The following is a 17,880-nucleotide window of genomic DNA, read 5'->3' on the forward strand; positions in this document are numbered from 1 at the left end:
CTCGGCTGGAGATCCTGAACGGTGGGGCGAACATAGCGGCGGACCACGGGTGCCCGGACGGCCGCGCACCCGTTTCCCGTACGAATCGGTCCGGGACGCACCCGTTCGGGTGAACGACCGCCGCCGTGCGCGACGGGGGACGGCGGTCCGGCCTCAGTACGCCAGCCGGCTTCCGCCGCCCGGCGTGCTCGTGCTCGCCTCCACCAGGGCGTCGACCACCGCCTCGACGTCCGGCAGCCACGGGCGGGCCGAGCCCGCGAGGGGCGCCCGCTCCCAGCGGACCTGTCCGGAGCCCGCGACCGAGGGCGGGAGCAAGAGATAGCCGCCCTCACTGTGGAACCTCAGCGAACTGGGCACGCTGTCCTTCGCGTACAGCAGCTCGCCCAACCGTTCCAGGTCGTACGGGGCGACGAGGATCGACCACCGGGTGGGGGTGGCGATCACCGGCCCGAGGCGCATGCCCGTGGCGTCGAGCGCGGCGAGGGCCCGGGCGCCCGCCGGCGCGGGGAGGCTGACCGCGCAGGGCGCGCCGCCGCCCGTGGCGAGGACCACCGGGGCGTCCGGGCGCGCGGTCCACCACCAGCGGACCATGCGCTCGTCCGTGGTGGCCGCGAGCAGTCCGGGGTCGTAGGGGTGCGCGCCGGGCACCACGCAGTCGGGGTCGGGACAGGAACAGCCGGGTTCCGCGTCCGCGCGGAGCAGGATCTTCAGACCCGCGGCCGTACGGGACAGCACCTTGAGGCCCGCGGCCGTGCGGGGCGTCGTTCGCAGGCCCGCGCCCGGCAGGACGGGCCAGTTCCATTCGACGGCGAAGGTGACCGCCGCGTCGAGCCGTGCGGTCCTCGCCCCCCGCCGGAACCGGAGCCTGCGTCGCCTTCCGAGGATCTCGCGCATGAGCGCTCGTTCCTTTCCGTTGAACGCCGAATTCCCAACACACCACGTGCAGATTCATTCACCGTGCGTATCAGCGCGTACCGGGTCGGCGGAGTGCCGGACCGCGTGGGGGCGGGGCCGGCCGGGCCGGAAAAACCGTGTACATCCCGGTGGAGCCAGGTGGAGCCCGATGGAGCCAGGTCAGATCCGGAGCGGTTCAGAACACGTTCCCCGCCAGTCGGTGGCGGGCCGCGGCCTGCGGCGTGGAAGACGCCGGGGTCCCGCATCACGTTCCGGGGCGATCGCAACTGCCCCTGCCTGTCACCGTTTACGTACCCCGCACGCTCGGAATGACGCGCTTTCAAACGACGCCAGTCGACCGCAAAAGGTGCACACCGGGGGTAATTTTCGGCCAACTTCCCGCTTACTTCAACCCTCTCGCACGACCTCACGGACACCACTTTTCCCGTGGGGACAATGCTGGACATCGCTCCTCTTGTGCGTGTACATGTGGGTACATCGAGCGGCGCAGGATGACATGGGGGTTTGCGATGCTATGGCGTCAAACGCACCGGTCGGAAAGCCGACTGGCATGAGTGCCCCGCGTCTGCCGAAAGTGGCTGGAATCGATTCAACGGTTCCCGCGCCACCGCACACTGCGGCGCCCCTCCCCGGAGTTCCCCCGGCCGCGGCCCCCTCCGACGCGGCCCTGCCCCCCGGAGTCCTGATCCAGGACCGGCTGGCCTCCTGGGTCTCCGACCTCACCACCCTGCACGAACTCACCGAGCGTCTGATCAAGACCTCCTCCCTCGACGGGGCCCTCCGCGAGGTGCTCGGCGCCGGAGCCGCCCTCGTCGGCGCCCGCCGCGGCATGGCCGTCCTCGAACCCGCCGACGGCCTCGGCCCCGCCGGCACCATCGGCCTCGGCCTCGCCCACGCCGACCTCGGCACCATCGAGACCGTCCCGCGCGGCTCGGGCGGTTACGGCCGCCTCCTCGACGGCCTGCCCGAAGCCGGCCCCACGTCCACCCGTCCTTCCTCCACCCGCCCCGCGCGCGTGCCCGAGCCGATCGCCATCCGCGACGTGCGCACCGAGGAGGGGCTCGACCCGCGCCACCGCGAGGTCGCCGCCCGTCTCGGCTACGCCGCCAGCTACGCCCTGCCCCTCGCCACCGAGGAGGCCGGCGGGCTCGGCGCGGCCGTCTGGCTCTACGACGAGCCCGCCGAACCCGACGAACGCCGGCGCCACCTCATCGGGCTCTACGGCCGCTTCGCCACCGAGCACCTCGCCCGGCTCCTCCAGGTCGAGCGCGCCCGCGTGCGGGTCGCCACCGTCGCCGAGGAGCTGCTCCCGAGCCGGCTCCCCCGCGTCCCCGGCGTCCGGCTCGCCGTCCGCCACCTCACCGGCTCGCAGGGCGGCGGCGACTGGTACGACGCGCTGCCGCTGCCCGAGGGCGCCCTCGGCCTCGCCGTCGGCTCCGTCTCCGGGACCGGCCCCAGCGCGCTCGCCGCCATGGGCCGGCTGCGCGCCTCCCTCCGGGCGTACGCGGTGATGGAGGGCGAGGACCCGGTCGCCGTCCTCTCCGACCTCGAACTCCTGCTGCGGCTCACCGAACCCGCCCGCTCCGCGACCGCGCTCTTCGCGTACGCCGAACCCGCGCAGCGCCGGATCGTGCTCGCCGGGGCCGGGCACGCCCCGCCGCTGGTCGTCGGCGACCGCCGCACCGAGTTCGTCGAGACCTCGCTGTCGGCCCCCCTCGGGATGCTGACGTGCTGGGAGGCGCCGAGCGTGGAGCTGTCCCCCGCGCCGGGAGAAACGGTGCTCCTCTACACGGACGGGTTGCTGCGCCGTACCGGCGACGCCACGGACCGGGCCTTCGCCCGGCTCCACGCGGCGGCCGCGAGCGTGCCGGGAGCGGACCGGTCCGACCCGGGCGCGGTCGCCGACCACGTCCTGCGGACCCTCCTGCCCGAGGGCCTCGACCCGACCGTGGAGGGGGAGGACGTGGTCCTGCTCGCGGTCCGTTTCGAGTGAGGATCCGAGTGGGGACGCGTACGCGTGCCGGGGCCGCCCGAGTAAGCGGACCGTGACGTTCCGGTAATGGGCCTTCCGGCCCTGGGCCCCCTTCCGTACGACCGTACGATGGTGGGGGTTCAGTGTCGTACCAGAGGAGGCAGACCCGTGGCCGAGGAGCTCACCCCGGAGACCCCGGAAGAGACCGAAGACCAGCCGATCAAGCAGCGCAAGAACGGCCTTTACCCGGGCGTGTCCGACGAGCTGGCCGAGAACATGAAGTCCGGCTGGGCCGACACCGAGCTGCACGGCCTGGAGCCGATCGCCCAGGCCGACCGGACCGCCGAGCGCCGCGCCGCGCTCTCCGCCCGCTTCCCGGGCGAGCGCCTGGTGATCCCGGCCGGCAAGCTGAAGACCCGGTCGAACGACACCGAGTACGCCTTCCGCGCCTCCACCGAGTACGCGTACCTCACCGGCGACCAGACCCAGGACGGCGTCCTCGTCCTGGAGCCGGCCGAGGACGGCCACGAGGCCACGATCTACCTGCTGCCGCGCTCCGACCGCGAGAACGGCGAGTTCTGGCTCGACGGCCAGGGCGAGCTGTGGGTCGGCCGCCGCCACTCCCTCGCCGAGGCCGAGCAGCTCCTCGGCATCCCGGCCAAGGACGTGCGCGAGCTCGCCGGCGCGCTCGCGGAGGCCACCGGCCCGGTCCGCGCCGTCCGCGGCCACGACGCCGGCATCGAGGCCGCGCTGACCGACAAGGTCACCGCCGAGCGCGACGAAGAGCTGCGCGTGTACCTCTCCGAGGCCCGCCTCGTGAAGGACTCCTTCGAGGTCTCCGAGCTGGAGAAGGCCTGCGCCGCCACCGCCCGCGGCTTCGAGGACGTCGTCAAGGTCATCGACAAGGCCGAGGCCACCAGCGAGCGCTACATCGAGGGCACGTTCTTCCTGCGCGCCCGCGTCGAGGGCAACGACATCGGCTACGGCTCCATCTGCGCCGCGGGACCGCACGCCACCACCCTGCACTGGGTGCGCAACGACGGCGACGTGCGCTCCGGCGACCTGCTGCTGCTCGACGCCGGCGTGGAGACGAACGAGCTCTACACCGCCGACATCACCCGCACCCTGCCGATCAACGGCCGGTACACCGACCTCCAGCGCAAGATCTACGACGCCGTGTACGAGGCGCAGGAGGCCGGCATCGCCGCGGTGAAGCCGGGCGCCGCCTACCGCGACTTCCACGACGCCGCCCAGCGCGTCCTCGCCGAGAAGCTCGTCGAGTGGGGCCTGGTCGAGGGTCCGGTCGAGCGCGTCCTGGAGCTCGGCCTCCAGCGCCGCTGGACCCTGCACGGCACCGGCCACATGCTCGGCATGGACGTCCACGACTGCGCCGCCGCGCGCACCGAGGCCTACGTCGACACGACGCTCGAGCCGGGCATGTGCCTGACCGTCGAGCCGGGTCTGTACTTCCAGGCCGACGACCTGACCGTACCGGAGGAGTACCGGGGCATCGGCGTCCGGATCGAGGACGACATCCTCGTCACCGAGGACGGCAACCGGAACCTCTCGGACGCGCTGCCGCGCCGCTCCGACGAGGTCGAGGCGTGGATGGCCTCGCTGAAGGGCTGACCTCCGCGTACGTTGGAACACGAAGGGCCTCCGCCGACCGACCGGCGGGGGCCCTTCTCCGTACCCGTGTCCCTCCGGCGCCCCGGGGCGGCTACGCCATGAGGAGGGACGGGGTGTCCTTCCACTTCAGGATCTTGTCGAAGCTGACCACCGCGCCGCCCCGGCCCGAGCGGTTGCCGAACTGCACGTGGTCGGAGAGCTCCTCGATCAGCCGCATCCCGCGTCCGTGCTCGGCGTCCGCCGGGGCCGCGGGGAGCTCCGCGTACGGGAAGCCGGGCCCCGAGTCGGCCACCTCGATGCGACAGGTCTCGCCGTCCAGGTACGCCGTCACCCGGTACGCCCCCGAGAGCGCCCCGCCCGGGTCGTCGGGGCCGCCGAGGCCGTCCGGCACCGTGCCGGGGGCCGCGCCCGCGCCGCCGTGCTCGACCGCGTTCGCACACGCCTCGGTCAGCGCCACCGACAGCTCGTACGACACGTCGGGGTCGACCCCCGCGGTCTCCATCGTGCCCAGCAGTAGCCGGCGCGCGAGCGGCACGCTCGCGGCTTCGCGCCGCAGATGGAGTGACCACCAGATGCTCATGCTCCAGCCTCCCGGCATCGGCTCGGCGGACCCGTGGTCCTGCGGCACGACGTACCGGTACCTATTGCCGTGCGGGCGGTTCCGTAAGCCCCCGGAGGCGTCAAGAGCGCTCGTTCGGCGGATGCCCGGAGCAGGCAGGCCGGTGTATGTCGGCCCGAAGAGACCCAAGGACGACCTTCCGGACCTGCCGTACGGCGGTGGGAGGCGTGGTGCGATGATGGGCCCGCCATGTCTGCCCCCGCGCTCGGCCCACGACTGCTGAGGGCCGCGGTGTTCACCGCGGTCTGCGTCGTGCTGTCCGCGCTGGGACACGCCCTCGCGGCGTGCGCGGGCGTCGCCCCGTGGTCCCTGGCCGCCGGTTTCCTCGGCGTGTTCGGGGTCGCCGTCCTCTTCGGCGGACGCGAACGCTCCCTCGGCTCCGTCGTCGGCGCCCTCGCGGCCGGACAGCTCGGCCTGCACGTCCTCTTCGGCCTCGGGCAGCACCGGCTCGCCCTGGGCGCACAGGCCGACGACGCCCTCGTCCGGATGGCGGCGCGCCTGGTCTGCGGGGCGGGGGCCGCGTCCCTCAGCCCCACCGACGCCACCAGGATCCTCACCGACGCCGGGCTCGACCCGGCCGCCGTCCACGCCCACGCGGGGCACGGCGCGGTCGCCTCGGCGGCCGTCCCCGCCGACGGCCTGCTGCCCGGCCTGCCCATGCTCCTGGGGCACCTGCTCGCCGCCCTGGCCACGGGCTGGCTGCTGCGGCGCGGCGATCGCGCCCTCGGCCGGCTCGTCGACCTCTCCGAGCAGGGCGTGACGGAGCTCGCGGAGCACACCCGGGTCCGCTCGCTGCGGGCCGCGCTCCGTCTCGTACGGGCCCTGCTCGCCGGGCTGCCGTCGGCGGCGCGCACCGCGCCCCGGCGGACCCTCCGCACGGCCTTCGACTCCTCGCCGCCGCCGGTGGCCGAGGCGCTCAGGGACACGGTGATCAGGCGCGGGCCGCCGGCCGCCGACTGCGTCCTCGCAGCCTGACGCGGTCCGCTCGACAGGAGTGGGACCGCGTCCGTCCGCACGCCTGACCGGATTCCCGTCCCGGGTTGCCGTTCAGGGTTCCCTTGCCGGATTCCCTACCTGGTTTCCCGACCCGGCGTGCCGACCTTCCCGTCCTTCTCCGTTTCCTCTCCGAGCTGGAGTGTCCCGTCATGAGCGTTTCCCGCATCTCCACCCGTGCCGCCCTCGCCGGGGGCATCGCCCTCTCCTCCGTCGTGCTGCTCTCCGGCACCGCCTTCGCGCACGTCAGCGTGCAGCCGCTGGGCGAGGCCGCCAAGGGGGGCTACGCGACCGTCAACATCAAGGTGCCGAACGAGCGCGACAACGCCTCCACCGTGAAGCTGGAGGTCAACTTCCCGCTCGACCACCCGCTCGCCTCCGTCATGCCGCAGCCCGTCCCCGGCTGGAAGGCCGAGGTGACGAAGAGCAAGCTCGACAAGCCGCTGGAGCTGCACGGCAAGAAGATCAACGAGGCCGTCTCCAAGGTCACCTGGACCGCCGACGGCAAGGGGATCGAGCCCGGCTTCTTCCAGACCTTCCCGCTCTCCCTCGGGCAGTTGCCCGAGGACGCCGACCAGCTCGTCCTCAAGTCGGTCCAGACGTACTCCAACAAGGAGGTCGTGCGCTGGATCGAGGAGCAGAAGGAGGGCGCCGAGGAGCCGCAGAACCCGGCCCCCGTCCTGAAGCTCTCCGCCGCGTCCGACGACCACCACGGCGGCGGCGCCGCGCCGTCCGCCACCGCCTCCGCCTCCACCGGGGAGAAGGAGGGTCACGACGACAAGGCGGGCGACCACGGCAAGGACGCCGTGGCTTCCTCCTCCTCTTCCTCCTCCGACACCACCGCCCGGATCCTCGGCGTCGTCGGCATCCTCGTCGGCGTGGCCGGTGTGGCCTTCGGCGTCCTCGCCGGCCGCCGCCGCTCGGCCTGACGGCCGTACTTCCTCCCGAAGGACACGGAAAGAAACAGCATGTCCGCACAGAAGAAGAACACCCCCGAGTCCGAGGGCGGTCCGGCGCGTCCGGGCCGCCCGGGCCGGCGCACCCCGCTGGTCATCGCCGCGGCCGCGATCGCCGCGGCGGTCGGGATCACCGTGGCCGTCGGCCTCGGTGACGACGGCAAGGCCTCCGGCACAGGCAAGGGTTCCGTCGCCGAGGTCTCCGGCGGCTCCGACTCCACCAGGGCCGCGACCGTCCTGGACCGGCCGTACCCCAAGCCCGCGCTCGTCCTCACCGACACCAAGGGCCGGACGTACGACCTGCGCGAGCGCACCAAGGGCAAGCCGACCCTGATCTACTTCGGCTACACGCACTGCCCCGACGTCTGCCCCATGACGATGAGCAACATCGCCATCGCCAAGAAGCAGCTCCCCAAGGCCGACCAGGACAAGCTCCAGGTCGTCTTCGTCACCACCGACCCCGAGCGGGACACCTCCGCCGAGCTCGCCAAGTGGCTGCCCGCCGCCGGCGACCCCTCCTTCACCGGTCTCACCGGCGAGTTCTCCGCCATCCAGGCGGGTGCCCGGCAGATCGGCATCGGCATCGACCCGCCGAAGAAGGAGAAGGACGGCAAGGTCGTCTCCATGCACGGGGCCCAGGTGATCGCCTTCTCGCCCACCACCGACCAGGGCTACGTCCTGTACGGCGAGGACACGACCGTCGAGGACTACGCCAAGGACCTGCCGAAGCTCATCAAGGGGGAGAACCCGTGAACCGCCGCACCACCGCCCTGTCCGCCGCCGTGGCCCTCGCCGCCTCGCTCGCGCTGACCGGGTGCTCGTCCTCGTCCGACGGTTCGGCCGGGCACGGGAAGCCGGAACTGAAGGTCAGCGGCGCGTTCATGCCCCAGCCGGTGATGGACATGGCCGGCGGCTTCCTCACCATCACCAACGACGGCGACACGGCCGACCGGCTGACCTCCGTCACCAGCCCGGTCTCGGACGACGTCACGATCCACGAGACGAAGAACCAGAAGATGCAGGAGGTGAAGTTCTTCGACATCCCCGCGAACGGGAAGCTCTCCCTGGCACGCGGGGGCAACCACATCATGTTCATGTCGCTGAAGGAGAAGCCCCGGCAGGGCGACAAGGTCAGCGTCGAGCTCCACTTCGAGAAGTCCGACCCGATCAAGGTCGACCTTCCCGTCGAGGCCGCCAACCACAACCCGCAGCAGCACTGACCGCGTTGACGGAGTTCGCACGGAACCGGTTCGCGCAGGAACCCGATCCCGCGCAGGACCGGCACGCACAGGACCGGTTCGCACAGAACTGACCGACGGAGTGACCCAGAGATGACAACCACCGCCCCGCGCCTCGGCACCGCCCTGGCACGGCTGCTGATCCTCGCGGCCGCGCTCCTCGGCACGCTGCTCGCCGGCGCCGCGCCCGCCTCCGCGCACGCGGCGCTCACCGGCAGCGACCCGCAGGACGGGGCGGTGGTCGTCACCGCGCCCAAGGAGGTCAACCTCACCTTCTCCGAGCAGGTCGCCATGAGCGCCGACTCCATCCGGGTCCTCGACCCGGCGGGACGGCGGGCCGACACCGGCGAGATACGCGACCTGTGCAGCGGCTCCGTCGTGCGGTACGGGGTGGGGCTCCGCGCCGGGCTGCCCGACGGCACGTACACCGTGGCGTGGCAGGCCGTCTCCGCCGACAGCCACCCCGTCGCCGGCGCCTTCACCTTCTCCATCGGAGCCCCCTCCCAGACCTCCGTCGCCCTGCCCGACCAGGAGCCCGGCGGCGGACTCGTCGGGGCCCTCTACGGCATCGCGCGCTACCTCTCGTACGCCGGTTTCGCCGTCCTCGTCGGCGGCGGCGCCTTCGTCCTGGTCTGCTGGCCGCACGGCGCGAGCGTCCGCCCGGTGCAGCGGACGGTGGTGCGGGCCTGGCTGACCCTCACCGGCGCCACCCTGGTGATGCTGCTCCTGCGCAACCCGTACACCGGCTCCGGCGAACTCTCCGACGCCTTCGACCTCGCGGGCCTGAAGAGCGTCCTGGAGACGAAGACCGGGGCCGCGCTCACCTCCCGGCTGCTGCTGCTCGGCGCGGCCGCGCTCTTCGTGGCCGTCCTCTTCGGCTCCTACACCCGGCGCACCGACCCGAAGGAGAAGAGGGACCTCGTCTTCGGCCTCGGCGTGGGCGGCACCGTGGTGGCCACCGGGATCGCCGGCACCTGGGCCCTGGCCGAGCACGCCTCGACCGGAATCCAGCCGGGCATCGCCATGCCCGTGGACATCCTGCACCTCCTCGCCGTGGCCGCCTGGCTCGGCGGCCTCACCGTGCTGCTGGTGGCCCTCTACCGGACGCCCTCCGTCGACCGCGCCGCCGTCGAACGCTTCTCCAAGGTCGCCTTCGCCTCCGTGGCCGTCCTCGCGGCCACCGGCCTCTACCAGTCCTGGCGCCAGGTCGGCTCCTGGTCCGCCCTGACCGGCACCCGCTACGGCCAGCTCCTCCTCGTCAAGATCGGCCTGATGGGCGTCCTCGTCGGGATCGCCTGGATCTCCCGCCGCTGGACACAGAGGCTCGCGGACCTGCCTTCGGCGGAGGACCCGACTCCGACCGAGGGCCCGACTTCGACCAAGGACCTGACTTCGACCGAGAGGGAGACGGGGGAGGAAGAAGAAGCGGAGGAAGCGGAGGAAGCGGAGGACGCCTCGGAGTCCGGGGAAGCGGACGAGACCGAGAGCGGCGGGGCTCCTGCCGCCGCATCCGGCGTCGATCCCGAGCGGGCCGCTCAGCTCGCCCGGCAGCGGGCCGCCGTGGCCACCGCCCGGCGCAAGCGGGAGCGGGACGCCGACCCCGAGCGGTCCGGGCTGCGCCGCTCGGTGCTGACCGAGGCCGCCGTCGCCGTCGTGCTCCTCGCCGTGACCACCGTCCTCACCGCGACCGAGCCCGGCCGTACCGAGGAGGAGGCCGGACGGTCCAACGCCGCCTCCGGCCCGGTCGCCGTGCCCGACCGGCCCGTCGACCTCCGGCTGCCCTTCGACACCGGCGGCGTCGACGGCAAGGGCGTCGTGCGGCTCAGCCTCGATCCCGGCCGCACCGGCGCCAACGGGCTGCACCTCTACGTCGAACGCCCCGACGGCAAGCCGCTGGACGTCCCCGAGATCAAGATCGCCCTCACCCTGGAGGCGAAGAACGTGGGCCCGCTGCCCGTCGCCCCCGACCGCATCCAGGCCGGACACTGGAGCGCGAGCGGCGTCCAGATCCCGATGCCCGGCGAGTGGCGGATCCAGGTGACCGTCCGTACCTCCGACATCGACCAGACCACCATCGACAAGAACGTGAAGATCGGCTGATCCCCCGTGAGCGAGAGCGACAACAGCGAGCGCGACAAGAGCGAGACCGGCGTCCTCGAGGTCTCCCGGCGACGGCTGCTCGGCACCGTCGGCGCGGCGGGCGCGGTCGGCCTGATCGCCGGCGCGGCCGGCGGCGCCGGGATCTCGGCGGCCGTGTCCGGCGAGGACACCGGCTCCGCGAACGGCGCCGGGAGTGCGGCGGCCCTGACCACCGTCGGCTCGACCGAGGTGATGTTTCACGGGAAACATCAGGCGGGCATCACCACCCCGCTCCAGGCCCGTGGCCATCTGGTCGCCTTCGACCTCGCCCCCGGAGCCGGGCGCAAGGAGGCCATCGCGCTGATGCGCCGCTGGTCGGCCACGGCGAAGGTGCTGATGGCGGGCGAGGCGCCAACCCGGGACACCGGGGTCGCGCTCGACGCGGGCCCCTCCTCCCTCACGCTCACCTTCGGCTTCGGCCGCACCTTCTTCGACCGCACCGGCCTCGCCGCCCGGCGCCCCGCCGGGCTGGACCCGCTGCCGGCCTTCTCCTCGGACGCCCTGGACCCCCGGCGCTCGGAGGGCGATCTGTGGGTGCAGGTCGGTGCCGACGACGCCCTCGTCGCCTTCCACGCGCTGCGGGCCGTGCAGAAGGACGCAGGGAACGCGGCCCGGGTGCGCTGGCAGATGAACGGCTTCAACCGCTCGGCCGGTGCCACCGCGCGGCCGATGACCTCCCGCAACCTCATGGGCCAGGTCGACGGCAGCCGCAACCCGAAGCCCTCCGACCCCGACTTCGACCGGCGGATCTTCGTCCCCGCCGGAGCCGCCGGTGCCGAGGAGTGGATGGCCGGCGGTTCCTACGCGGTGGTGCGCCGGATCCGGATGCTCCTGGACGACTGGGAGAAGCTGCCGCTGGGCGAGCAGGAGAAGGTGATCGGGCGCCGGAAGTCCGACGGGGCTCCGCTCACCGGCGGCGCCGAGACCGCCGCGCTCGACCTGAACAAGCGGGGCCCCGACGGCGGAACGGTGATCCCCGACAACGCCCACGCCCGGATCTCCGCCCCCGAACAGAACGGCGGGGCGGCGATGCTGCGCAGGCCGTTCTCCTTCCACGACGGCATCGGTCCGGACGGGACGCCGGACGCCGGTCTCCTCTTCGTCTGCTGGCAGGCGGACCCGCTCCGGGGCTTCGTCCCGGTGCAGCGCAAGCTCGACCGGGGCGACGCGCTGTCCCCGTTCGTCCGCCACGAGTCGAGCGGCCTCTTCGCGGTGCCGGGCGGCTCCGCCGAGGGCGAGTACGTGGGCCAGCGCCTCCTGGAGGCGTGAGACCAGCGCCTTCTGGAGGCGTGAGACCAGCGCTTCCCGGAGGCGTGAGACCGCCCGGACGACGACCGCCGCGAGGCGTCCGGCCGCCGGAGGGTCCGGACGCCGGGGCCCGGCCGTCGCCGGAGCGGGGCGCGGTCGCCCGACGGAGGACGGAGCGCGGCGCCGGTGCCCGGCCGATGGTGGGCAGCGGTGTCCGGCGGACAGCCGTCGGCGGCCTCCGGGGACCATTAGGGTGACGGTATGTCCGCCACCCGGTACACCTATCTCGGCCCCGAAGGCACCTTCACCGAAGCGGCGCTGCGCACGCTTCCCGAGGCCGCGACACGGGAGCTCGTCCCCATGGTCTCGGTCCCGGCCGCCCTCGACGCCGTACGGAACGGGGAGGCCGCCGCCGCGCTCGTCCCGATCGAGAACTCGGTCGAGGGCGGGGTGACCGCGACCCTGGACGAACTGGCCTCCGGCGAGCCGCTGATGATCTACCGCGAGGTGCTCCTGCCGATCGCCTTCGCGCTCCTCGTCCGGCCCGGGACCGAACTCTCGGAGATCAAGACGGTCACGGGCCACCCGGTGGCCCAGCCGCAGGTCCGGAACTGGCTGCGGAAGCACCTGCCCGACGCCGTGTGGGAGTCGGCCGCGTCCAACGCGGACGGGGCCCGGCTGGTGCGCGAGGGCCGCTTCGACGCCGCCTTCGCGGGGGAGTTCGCGGCGGCGACGTACGGCCTGGAAGCGCTGGTCACCGAGATCCACGACGCGGAGAACGCCGAGACGCGGTTCGTGCTCGTGGGCCGGCCGGCCCGGCCCGCGGCCCCGACGGGCGCGGACAAGACCTCGGTGGTGCTGTGGCTGGGTGACGATCATCCGGGTGCCCTCCTCGAACTGCTCCAGGAATTCGCGGTGCGCGGGGTGAACCTGATGCTGATTCAGTCCCGTCCCACGGGCGCGGGGATCGGGAACTACTGCTTCGCCGTGGACGCCGAGGGCCACATCGCGGACCGCCGGGTGGGGGAGGCGCTGATGGGGCTCAAGCGGATCTGCCCCAGGGTGCGCTTCCTCGGCTCGTACCCGCGGGCGGGCGTCGCGGTCGAGGACGTGCGGGCGCTGCGGCGCGGCACCTCGGACGGGGAGTTCATGGCGGCCTCCGACTGGTTGGCGAGGGCCCAGGACGGTCGGGCCTGATCCGAGAATGACGGATCGCCCTCCGGAGCGTGCGCGGTCGTCCACAGGTACGAACCACTAGTCCTACCTGCATACTTTTCGGTTACCCACAGAGGTTATCCACAGGTATTCCGTACGACCTGGGGACAAGTCGACACCGCACTCCGGCAAGGTCGACAAATCGCCCTGGCCGCACCCCTTCACCGAAGGCTCCATCCACAGCGCTCCACCCGCGCCCCCGTCAGCATCGCCCGAAGGACCCACTCTTCGGAGTGAGTGATTCCCACCCGAATGAGTGTCTCGATGCTGTTTGATCACGGATTTCCCAGGCGCGGGGCGAGAAAAGCCTGCGACTCTTTCCATAGTCCACAGAACTTCCACACAGCCTGTGGATAACTAAATGCACACGCCTCACCTCCGGCATTTCCGAGAGTGGCAATTCGGGTGAAACGGCACACGCCCCCTTATCCGGTGGGGTCGCGCCGACACGCACCGGTAGCCTGGTGGGGTGATTGACCTTCGCCTGCTCCGTGAGGACCCCGACCGTGTTCGCGCCTCCCAGCGCGCCCGTGGAGAGGACGTCTCCCTCGTCGACGCCCTGCTCTCCGCCGATGAGCGGCGCAGGTCGTCCGGCGTCCGCTTCGACGAGCTCCGATCCGAGCAGAAGGCGCTCGGCAAGCTGATCCCCAGGGCCACCCCGGAGGAGCGCGCCGAACTCCTGCAGAAGGCCGAGCAGCTCAAGACCGACGTCAAGGCCGCCGAGGCCGAGCAGAACGAGGCCGACGAGACGGCCAAGCGCCTGCTGCTCCAGCTCGGGAACATCGTCCACACGGACGTCCCGGTCGGCGGCGAGGAGGACTTCGTCGTCCTGGAGACGCACGGCACCGTCCGCGACTTCGCGGCCGAGGGCTTCGAGCCCAAGGACCACCTGGAGCTGGGCGAGGCGCTCGGCGCCATCGACGTGGAGCGGGGAGCCAAGGTCTCCGGCTCGCGCTTCTACTACCTGACCGGCGTCGGCGCCCTCCTGGAACTGGCCCTGGTCAACGCGGCGATCGCCCAGGCCACCGAGGCCGGCTTCATCCCCATGCTGACCCCCGCGCTGGTCCGCCCGCGCGCCATGGAGGGCACCGGCTTCCTCGGCCAGGCCGCGGAGAACGTGTACCACCTGGAGAAGGACGACTACTACCTCGTCGGCACCTCCGAGGTCCCCCTCGCCGCGTACCACATGGACGAGATCATCGACGCCGACAAGCTGCCGCTGCGGTACGCGGGCTTCTCGCCCTGCTTCCGCCGCGAGGCCGGTACGTACGGCAAGGACACCCGCGGCATCTTCCGCGTCCACCAGTTCGACAAGGTCGAGATGTTCTCGTACGTCGCGCCCGAGGACGCGGAGGACGAGCACAAGCGCCTCCTGGAGTGGGAGAAGCAGTGGCTGACCGGTCTGGAACTGCCGTTCCAGGTCATCGACGTCGCCACCGGTGACCTCGGCGCCTCCGCCTCCCGCAAGTTCGACTGCGAGGCGTGGATCCCGACCCAGGGCAAGTACCGCGAGCTGACCTCGGCGTCGAACTGCGACAGCTTCCAGGCCCGCCGCCTCTCCGTCCGCATGCGCGACGAGCAGGGCGGCAAGAAGACGGTGCAGCCGCTGGCCACCCTGAACGGCACGCTGTGCGCCGTACCGCGCACGATCGTGGCGATCCTGGAGAACCACCAGTTGGCCGACGGCTCGGTGCGGGTGCCCGAGGTGCTCCGGCCGTACCTCGGCGGTCGTGAGGTCCTGGAGCCGATCGCCAAGTGAGCCCCTTCCCCTACCGCCTGGTCGCGACGGACCTCGACGGGACGCTGCTGCGGTCCGACGAGTCCGTCTCGGACCGTACGCGGGACGCGCTCGCCGCCGCGACGGCGGCGGGCGCCGCCCACATCGTGGTCACCGGCCGGGCGGTCCCCTGGACCCGGCACATCCTCGACGACCTCAGCTACGAGGGGATCGCGGTGTGCGGGCAGGGTGCGCAGGTCTACCACGCCGGTGAGCACCGGCTGCTGACCTCGCTGACCCTGGACCGGCAGCTCGCCGGCCTGGCCCTGTCCAAGATCGAGGCCGAGGTGGGCCCGCTGGCCCTCGCCGCGAGCCGCGACGGCCTGGAGGGCGAGGTCCTGATGGGCCCCGGCTACCTGGCCCACGAGGGCCCGCTGCCGTACGTGCCGTACGAGGACCCGGCGGAGCTGTGGTCGGCACCGCTGACCAAGCTCTACATCCAGCACCCGACGCTGACCGACGACGAGCTGACCCGGGCCGCCCGCGCCACGGTCGGCGGGCTCGTGGACATCGTCATGGCGGGGCCCGGCATCGTGGAGATCCTGCCGCTCGGCCTCAGCAAGGCGACGGGTCTCTCGCTCGCCGCGCGCCGGCTGGGTGTGAAGGCGGCGGAGACGATCGCCTTCGGCGACATGCCCAACGACATCCCGATGTTCGGCTGGGCGGCCCACGGCGTGGCCATGGGCAACGCGCACACGGAGCTGCGGGCGGTGGCCGACGAGGTGACCGCCTCGAACGAGGAGGACGGCATCGCGGTCGTCCTGGAGCGCCTGCTGGCCGGCTGAACCGGCCCGGGTCTTCGGAGGGGTTCCGAGGCCGAGAAAGCTCGAGGCTTGCAGACTCGAGACTTTCAAAAAGGAGGGGCGGCCCGCGCGGACCGTGGTCCGCGCGCTCGAAGCGGCCGCCCCTCCCCTCGGGAGATCCCCCGTGTCCCCCGTACGCCTAGTGTGCGCCGGGTCGCCGTTCGTGTGCGACCTGTTTTCCGCGCGTCAGCGGGTAGCAGGCGAGACCGACGGCCAGGGCGATCGTGTGCCCCAGATCGGTGTACGTGCGTTCGGTGACGAGCGGGACGACGAAGAACGCGACCACGCCCGCCAGGTAGAGCCAGCGCCAGGGGCGGGCGAGCCGGTAGGTGAGGATGCCCGCCGAGGCGGCGAGCCCGTAACTGACCCCGATGTCGACGACGTGGGCCATGCTGCGCGGCACGTCGTGGAGGCGAATGGCCGCCAGGACCACCTGCTGGCTGACGAGCGTCGCCGTGACGTGCGCGGCGGCGACGATGAAGAGCCACTTCGCGGTGCCGAGCCAGCGCTCCACGGGCGCGTGCAGGAGCTCGAAGAGCGCCGCGTACAGCACGATGCCGGCCGGGTCCTCGATCCAGAACGCGCTGCCGAGCAGGGCCCGGACCGGATGGTGCGCGAGCTGGTGCAGGTTGCTGCTGTTGCGGTGGAGGAAGTAGTTCTCCACGCCGGGCGGGGCGAGCGCGATGACGAGGCTGGTGAGCGCGATGACCGCCAGCCACGCGTGCGTGCCGGGTGACGAACGCACCCACGACCTGATCGGCCGGGACGGTTCGCCACCCGGAGGGGTTCTGCTCGGCACCTCGTCGTTCGGCGCCCTTTCGCTCGGCACCTTTCAGTGCCTATCACCCGAACCTGTGCGATTCCCGGCGAAACCGCCAGGTCGCGGGAGGAATCTCAGAAATTGATCATGTGGCCGGCGAGCCCGTGGATCGCCTCCTTCACGGCCTCGCCCAGGGTCGGGTGCGCGTGGACGTTCCGGGCGACCTCGTGGACCGTGAGGTCCCACTGCTGGGCCAGGGTCAGCTCGGGCAGCAGCTCGGTGACGTCGGGACCGATCAGGTGGGCGCCGATGATCTCGCCGTACTTCGCGTCCGCGACGATCTTGACGAAGCCGGTGGCGTCGCCGAGGCCGTGCGCCTTGCCGTTCGCGGTGAAGGGGAACTTCGCGACCTTGACGTCGAAGCCCTTCTCGCGCGCCTGCTTCTCGGTCCAGCCGAAGCTGGCGATCTGCGGCTGGCAGTAGGTGGCGCGCGGGATCATCGGGTAGTCGAGCTCCATCGTCTCGGCGTCCGCGATGGTCTCGGAGGCGATGACGCCCATGGCCTCGGCGGTGTGCGCGAGCATCAGCTTCGCGGTGACGTCGCCGATGGCGTAGATGTGCGGCACGGAGGTGCGGCAGCGGCCGTCGACGTCGATCGCGCCGCGCTCGGTCAGGGCGACGCCGGTGTTCTCCAGGCCATAGCCGGTGACGTTCGGGGCGAAGCCGATCGCCTGGAGGACCTTGTCGGCCTCCAGGACCTTCTGGGCGCCGTCCTTGCCGGTGACGGTGACGCGGACCTGCGGGCCGGACTCGTCGATGGTCTCGACGCGGGTCGAGGTCAGGACGTCGATGCCGAGCTTGCGGTACTGCTTCGCCAGTTCCTTGGAGACGTCCTCGTCCTCCAGCGGGGCGATGCGGTCGAGGAACTCGACGATCGTGACCTTGGTGCCGTAGTTGTTCAGGACGTACGCGAACTCGATGCCGATCGCGCCGGCGCCGGCGATGACGATCGACTTCGGGGCGTCCTCGGCGAGGATCTGCTCCTCGTACGTCACCACGCGGTCGGTGCGGGACGTGCCCGGCAGCAGGCGCGGGGTGGCGCCGGTGGCGATGACGCAGTTGTCGAAGGCGATCGTCTCCGAGGTGCCGTCGGACTTGGCCACCTGGAGGGTGTTCGCGTCGAGGAAGGTGCCCCGGCCGTCGAACTCGGTGATCCCGTTCTTCTTCATCAGGTAGTGGACGCCCTTGACGCGGCCGTCCGCGACCGTACGGCTGCGGCGGAACGCCTCCGTGTAGTCGAAGGAGACGGTGCCGTCGACCTTGATGCCGAAGGTCTTGGCCTCGTGCTGGAAGATGTGGGCGAGTTCGGCGTTGCGCAGCAGCGCCTTGGTGGGGATGCAGCCGACGTTCAGACAGACGCCGCCCCAGTACTTCTCCTCGACGACCGCGACCCGCTTGCCGAGCTGGGCGGCGCGGATGGCGGCGACGTAACCGCCGGGGCCGGCTCCGAGTACGACGACGTCGAAGCGGTCTGACATGACTGACTCCCGAGGGTGATGAGGGTGTGCGGTCCGCGTACGGCCCCACAGTAGCCCCGTGTTCTCGGGGTGGTGAGT

15 protein-coding genes are annotated in these 17,880 nt (G+C 72.0%); 11 read left to right on the forward strand and 4 right to left on the reverse strand.

The genetic code is table 11. The annotated features are described in order from the left end of the window. Positions 1-153: 153 nt before the first annotated feature. Positions 154-894, reverse strand: coding sequence for a bifunctional DNA primase/polymerase (locus ACFYNX_RS19325; RefSeq protein WP_365544617.1), 741 nt, complete (start codon positions 892-894; stop codon positions 154-156). A gap of 535 nt (positions 895-1,429) precedes the next feature. On the opposite strand from ACFYNX_RS19325, the gene ACFYNX_RS19330 reads away from it, so the two are divergent. Both ACFYNX_RS19330 and ACFYNX_RS19335 read left to right on the forward strand, forming a co-directional pair. Further along, positions 1,430-2,908 (forward strand): PP2C family protein-serine/threonine phosphatase, encoded by a 1,479-nt coding sequence (locus ACFYNX_RS19330; protein ID WP_388662771.1) that lies wholly within the window; start codon positions 1,430-1,432, stop codon positions 2,906-2,908. Between the two features lie 147 nt (positions 2,909-3,055). Continuing rightward, a complete protein-coding gene (locus tag ACFYNX_RS19335; RefSeq protein WP_388662773.1) occupies positions 3,056-4,516 on the forward strand; it encodes an aminopeptidase P family protein in 1,461 nt (486 codons plus the stop codon). A 91-nt stretch (positions 4,517-4,607) separates the two neighbouring features. Here the strand turns inward: ACFYNX_RS19335 and ACFYNX_RS19340 are convergent, their stop codons facing one another. Further along, a complete protein-coding gene (locus tag ACFYNX_RS19340) occupies positions 4,608-5,096 on the reverse strand; it encodes an ATP-binding protein (RefSeq protein ID WP_388662775.1) in 489 nt (162 codons plus the stop codon). 228 nt (positions 5,097-5,324) lie between these two features. Here ACFYNX_RS19340 and ACFYNX_RS19345 point away from each other — a divergent pair, with 228 nt between their 5' ends. From ACFYNX_RS19345 to ACFYNX_RS19385, 9 genes are all read left to right on the forward strand, one after another. Continuing rightward, on the forward strand, positions 5,325-6,110 hold the full coding sequence (locus ACFYNX_RS19345; protein WP_388662777.1) for a hypothetical protein: 786 nt from the start codon (positions 5,325-5,327) through the stop codon (positions 6,108-6,110). A 170-nt stretch (positions 6,111-6,280) separates the two neighbouring features. Further along, positions 6,281-7,057 carry a YcnI family protein gene (locus tag ACFYNX_RS19350; RefSeq protein ID WP_388662779.1) on the forward strand — a complete coding sequence of 259 codons (777 nt, stop codon included), beginning with the start codon at positions 6,281-6,283 and terminating at the stop codon, positions 7,055-7,057. A gap of 39 nt (positions 7,058-7,096) precedes the next feature. Further along, positions 7,097-7,837 carry an SCO family protein gene (locus ACFYNX_RS19355; protein WP_365544633.1) on the forward strand — a complete coding sequence of 247 codons (741 nt, stop codon included), beginning with the start codon at positions 7,097-7,099 and terminating at the stop codon, positions 7,835-7,837. Next, on the forward strand, positions 7,834-8,304 hold the full coding sequence (locus tag ACFYNX_RS19360; RefSeq protein WP_388662781.1) for a copper chaperone PCu(A)C: 471 nt from the start codon (positions 7,834-7,836) through the stop codon (positions 8,302-8,304). Before ACFYNX_RS19355 ends, ACFYNX_RS19360 begins: the two co-directional genes overlap by 4 nt. Before the next feature lie 111 nt (positions 8,305-8,415). Continuing rightward, positions 8,416-10,422, forward strand: coding sequence for a copper resistance CopC/CopD family protein (locus ACFYNX_RS19365; protein ID WP_388662783.1), 2,007 nt, complete (start codon positions 8,416-8,418; stop codon positions 10,420-10,422). A gap of 6 nt (positions 10,423-10,428) precedes the next feature. Next, positions 10,429-11,730, forward strand: coding sequence for an iron uptake transporter deferrochelatase/peroxidase subunit (gene efeB / locus ACFYNX_RS19370; RefSeq protein ID WP_388662785.1), 1,302 nt, complete (start codon positions 10,429-10,431; stop codon positions 11,728-11,730). 240 nt (positions 11,731-11,970) lie between these two features. After that, the gene (gene pheA / locus ACFYNX_RS19375) at positions 11,971-12,906 is read left to right on the forward strand and encodes a prephenate dehydratase (RefSeq protein ID WP_365544644.1); all 936 of its coding nucleotides are present in this window, start codon (positions 11,971-11,973) and stop codon (positions 12,904-12,906) included. A gap of 487 nt (positions 12,907-13,393) precedes the next feature. Beyond that, positions 13,394-14,683 carry a serine--tRNA ligase gene (gene serS, locus ACFYNX_RS19380; protein ID WP_365544647.1) on the forward strand — a complete coding sequence of 430 codons (1,290 nt, stop codon included), beginning with the start codon at positions 13,394-13,396 and terminating at the stop codon, positions 14,681-14,683. Continuing rightward, entirely contained in the window at positions 14,680-15,486 is an 807-nt protein-coding gene (locus tag ACFYNX_RS19385) for an HAD family hydrolase (RefSeq protein WP_388662787.1), read from the forward strand. The genes serS and ACFYNX_RS19385 overlap by 4 nt, the downstream gene beginning before the upstream one ends. A 157-nt stretch (positions 15,487-15,643) precedes the next feature. Here the strand turns inward: ACFYNX_RS19385 and ACFYNX_RS19390 are convergent, their stop codons facing one another. Beyond that, positions 15,644-16,303, reverse strand: a complete 660-nt coding sequence (locus tag ACFYNX_RS19390) for a rhomboid-like protein (RefSeq protein WP_388663392.1) — start codon at positions 16,301-16,303, stop codon at positions 15,644-15,646. 95 nt (positions 16,304-16,398) lie between these two features. Next, complete coding sequence (gene lpdA / locus ACFYNX_RS19395) at positions 16,399-17,802, reverse strand: dihydrolipoyl dehydrogenase (protein ID WP_365544653.1); 1,404 nt, start codon at positions 17,800-17,802, stop codon at positions 16,399-16,401. Positions 17,803-17,880 lie beyond the last annotated feature (78 nt).

Origin of the sequence: Streptomyces sp. NPDC007872, from assembly GCF_042868165.1 — a bacterium.
In the GTDB taxonomy this organism is placed as follows: domain Bacteria; phylum Actinomycetota; class Actinomycetes; order Streptomycetales; family Streptomycetaceae; genus Streptomyces.

Bases quoted from the DNA above. Each gene is read 5' to 3' on its own strand.
- pheA (WP_365544644.1), top strand. From the start codon at position 11,971: ATGTCCGCCACCCGGTACACCTATCTCGGCCCCGAAGGCACCTTCACC.
- ACFYNX_RS19355 (WP_365544633.1), top strand. From the start codon at position 7,097: ATGTCCGCACAGAAGAAGAACACCCCCGAGTCCGAGGGCGGTCCGGCG.
- ACFYNX_RS19325 (WP_365544617.1), bottom strand. From the start codon at position 894: ATGCGCGAGATCCTCGGAAGGCGACGCAGGCTCCGGTTCCGGCGGGGG.
- ACFYNX_RS19350 (WP_388662779.1), top strand. From the start codon at position 6,281: ATGAGCGTTTCCCGCATCTCCACCCGTGCCGCCCTCGCCGGGGGCATC.
- ACFYNX_RS19330 (WP_388662771.1), top strand. From the start codon at position 1,430: ATGGCGTCAAACGCACCGGTCGGAAAGCCGACTGGCATGAGTGCCCCG.
- ACFYNX_RS19345 (WP_388662777.1), top strand. From the start codon at position 5,325: ATGTCTGCCCCCGCGCTCGGCCCACGACTGCTGAGGGCCGCGGTGTTC.
- ACFYNX_RS19365 (WP_388662783.1), top strand. From the start codon at position 8,416: ATGACAACCACCGCCCCGCGCCTCGGCACCGCCCTGGCACGGCTGCTG.
- ACFYNX_RS19340 (WP_388662775.1), bottom strand. From the start codon at position 5,096: ATGAGCATCTGGTGGTCACTCCATCTGCGGCGCGAAGCCGCGAGCGTG.
- lpdA (WP_365544653.1), bottom strand. From the start codon at position 17,802: ATGTCAGACCGCTTCGACGTCGTCGTACTCGGAGCCGGCCCCGGCGGT.